Origin of the sequence: Pseudoxanthobacter sp. (genome assembly GCF_036822375.1) — a bacterium.
GTDB lineage: Bacteria > Pseudomonadota > Alphaproteobacteria > Rhizobiales > Segnochrobactraceae > Pseudoxanthobacter.
Map to the genome: position 1 here is coordinate 4,611 of NZ_DAISHT010000167.1, position 2,930 is coordinate 7,540.

2 protein-coding genes are annotated in these 2,930 nt (G+C 67.7%); both read left to right on the top strand.

The window, feature by feature from the left end:
* Nucleotides 1-1,389 (top strand): pitrilysin family protein (locus V7067_RS13595; protein ID WP_334176444.1); only part of this gene is annotated, 1,389 nt, incomplete at its 5' end.
* A gap of 8 nt (nucleotides 1,390-1,397) precedes the next feature.
* Nucleotides 1,398-2,789, top strand: coding sequence for a pitrilysin family protein (locus V7067_RS13600; protein WP_334176445.1), 1,392 nt, complete (start codon nucleotides 1,398-1,400; stop codon nucleotides 2,787-2,789).
* Nucleotides 2,790-2,930: the final 141 nt, after the last annotated feature.

The following is a 2,930-nucleotide window of genomic DNA, read 5'->3' on the forward strand; positions in this document are numbered from 1 at the left end:
GCGCTTTCGCCGGCGCGGGCCGACAATGCCGGCGCGGCCGGCACCGGCGCGCCGCTGACGGCGCCGGACATCGCGCCCGCCCTGTCCACCTTCACGCTCGCCAACGGCCTTCAGGTGGTGGTCATTCCCGACCATCGCGCCCCGGTCGTGACCCACATGGTGTGGTACCGCGCCGGCGCGGCCGATGAACCGCCGGGGAAATCCGGCATTGCGCATTTCCTTGAACATCTGATGTTCAAGGGCACGAAAACCCACCCGACCGGCGAATTCAGCAAGACCGTGTCGGATATCGGCGGTGAAGAGAACGCCTTCACCACCAACGATTACACCGCTTATTACCAGCAGGTTTCGAAAGAAAACCTGCCGCTTATGATGCAGTTCGAAGCCGACCGGATGCAGAATCTGGTGCTGACCGATGCCGTGGTGGCCCCGGAAAAGCAGGTGGTGCTGCAGGAGCGCGCCCAGCGCATCGGTAACGACCCCGGTGCCGAACTGGGCGAGGCGATTTCCGCTGCGCTCTATGTGACCCATCCCTACGCCATCCCCGTCATCGGCTGGAAGCCGGAGATCGAGAAGCTGACCACGGCAGATGCGCTCGATTTCTACAACACCTACTACACCCCGAATAACGCGGTGCTTGTGGTGGCCGGCGATGTGAATGCCGACGAGGTGCGCGCCATGGCCGAAAACACATATGGCAAGGTGCCGCGCCGGGCCGAGCCCGGTGCGCGTGTCCGCCCTTCCGTGCCGGAGCTGTCCGCAGCCCGCACGGTCTCGCTGACTGACGAGCGGGTGGCCCAGCCGGTGGTGCAGCAGGCCTGGCTTGCGCCGAGCGCACGCACCGGCTCGCCCGCCGACGTGGCCGCGCTGACGGTGCTGGCCGAGGTGCTGGGCGGCGGCTCCACCAGCCGGCTCTACGACACGCTCGTGCGCAACGACGGCCCCGCCACCAGTGCCGGCGCGTGGTATCAGTCCGGCTCGCTCGACGAGGGCCGCTTCACGCTCTATGTCATGCCCCGCGACGGCATTACGCCCGAGGCCGCCGAACAGGCCATGGACCAGACGCTCGCCACCGTGCTCAAGACCGGCGTCACCGCCGCCGAGGTGGATCGCGCCCGCCGCAGCCTGATCGCCGACAGCATCTACACCCAGGACAGTCAGGCCGCTCTGGCGCGCCTGTTCGGCGCCGGGCTGGCGGTGGGCGAGGATGTGAAGAGCATCAGCACCTGGCCGGCCCGCATTGCCGCCGTCACGCCCGAGCAGGTCAACGACGTCGCCCGCCGCTATCTCGGCACCCCCGCCCCGGTGACCGGCCTGCTGCTGCCGGTGCCCGGCCACAAGGCCACCGGCCCGGCGCTGCCGCCCCGCCCGACCGACCAGCAAGGCTGATGAGCGCAATGATCCGTTTCGCTTCCCTCCGGCGCCCCGGCGGCGTCGCCATTGTCGCCCGCACCGTTCTTGCCCGCTGCACGGGGCGCATCGGCACCCTGGCGGCCACCACCTTCGTGGCCGCCACGCTCTATGGCCTGCCGGCCGAGGCCATGAAGATCGAGCCGGTCACCAGCCCCGGCGGCATCCGCGCCTGGCTGGTGGAAAACGAGGCCGTGCCGCTCGTCACCATGAACTTCGCCTTCACAGGCGGCGGTTCGGCGCAGGACCCCGCCGGCAAGGAAGGCCTCGCCAACCTACTTTCCACCATGCTCGACGAGGGGGCGGGAACGCTCGATTCCAGCGCGTTTCAGACCCAGCTCACCGAACTGGGCGTGAAGATGGGCTTTTCCGCCAGCAAGGACAATTTCGCCGGCCAGCTCACCACCCTGTCCGGCTACCGCGATCAGGCCTTCGACCTGCTGCGCGCGGCGCTGACCGAGCCGCGTTTCGACGACGAGCCGATCGGGCGCATGAAGAGCCAGATCATCGCCGGCATCCGCGACGACAACGAAGACCCCAACGCGGTTGCCGGGCGCATGTGGGCGGCCGCCGCTTTCCCCGACCACCCCTATGGCCGGCCGGGCGACGGCACGGCGGACAGCGTCGGCACCCTGACGCGCGCCGACCTGAAGACCTTCCGCAACCGCGTCTTCGCCCGCGACAATCTGGTGATTGCCGTGGTGGGGGCCATCGACGGCAAGACGCTCGGCCCGCTTCTGGACCAGACCTTCGGCGCCCTGCCCGACAAGGCCGACCTGACGCCGGTCGCCAACGTGACGCCGAAGACCGGTCTCAGCCTTGAAAAGGCGATGCCGGCAGCACAGACCATCATCCAGTTCGGCGGACCGGGCCTTTTGCGGGCGGACCCGGATTTCATCCCCGCCTATGTGATGAACCACATTCTCGGCGGCGGCACCTTCACGTCATGGCTGTTTGAGGAAGTGCGCGAAAAGCGCGGCCTGACCTATGGCATCGACACCTATCTTGCCGCCTATGACCATGCCGGCCTGTTCGTCGGCGGCACGGCGACCAAGCCGGAAAAGGCGGCCGAGGCGCTGAAGCTGATCCGCGAGCAGATCACCCGCATGGCCGCGCAGGGACCGACCGAAAAGGAACTGGCCGATGCCAAGCGCTTCCTGACCGGGTCCTATCCGCTGCGCTTCGACACCTCCGGCGGCATCTCCGGCCAGCTTCTGGGCATCCAGCTCGACAAGCTCGGCATCGACTACATCGATAAGCGCAACGATCTCGTCAACGCCGTCACCCTTGAGGACGTGCGCCGGGTGGCAAAGCGCATCCTCGATGCCGATGCGCTGACGGTGGTGGAAACCGGCGCGCTCGCCAAACAGGGCGGCTGACGCGGAGCCGGGCGGGATCGCCGCAGACGGGCAGTACGGGCCGGCAGCAAAAGCCGGCAGACGAGAAAAGGCCGGGCCGCCCGCAGGCAGCCCGGCCTTTTTTGTATTTCTCTTCTGTTATGCAGGTTTTGCTGTCACGTC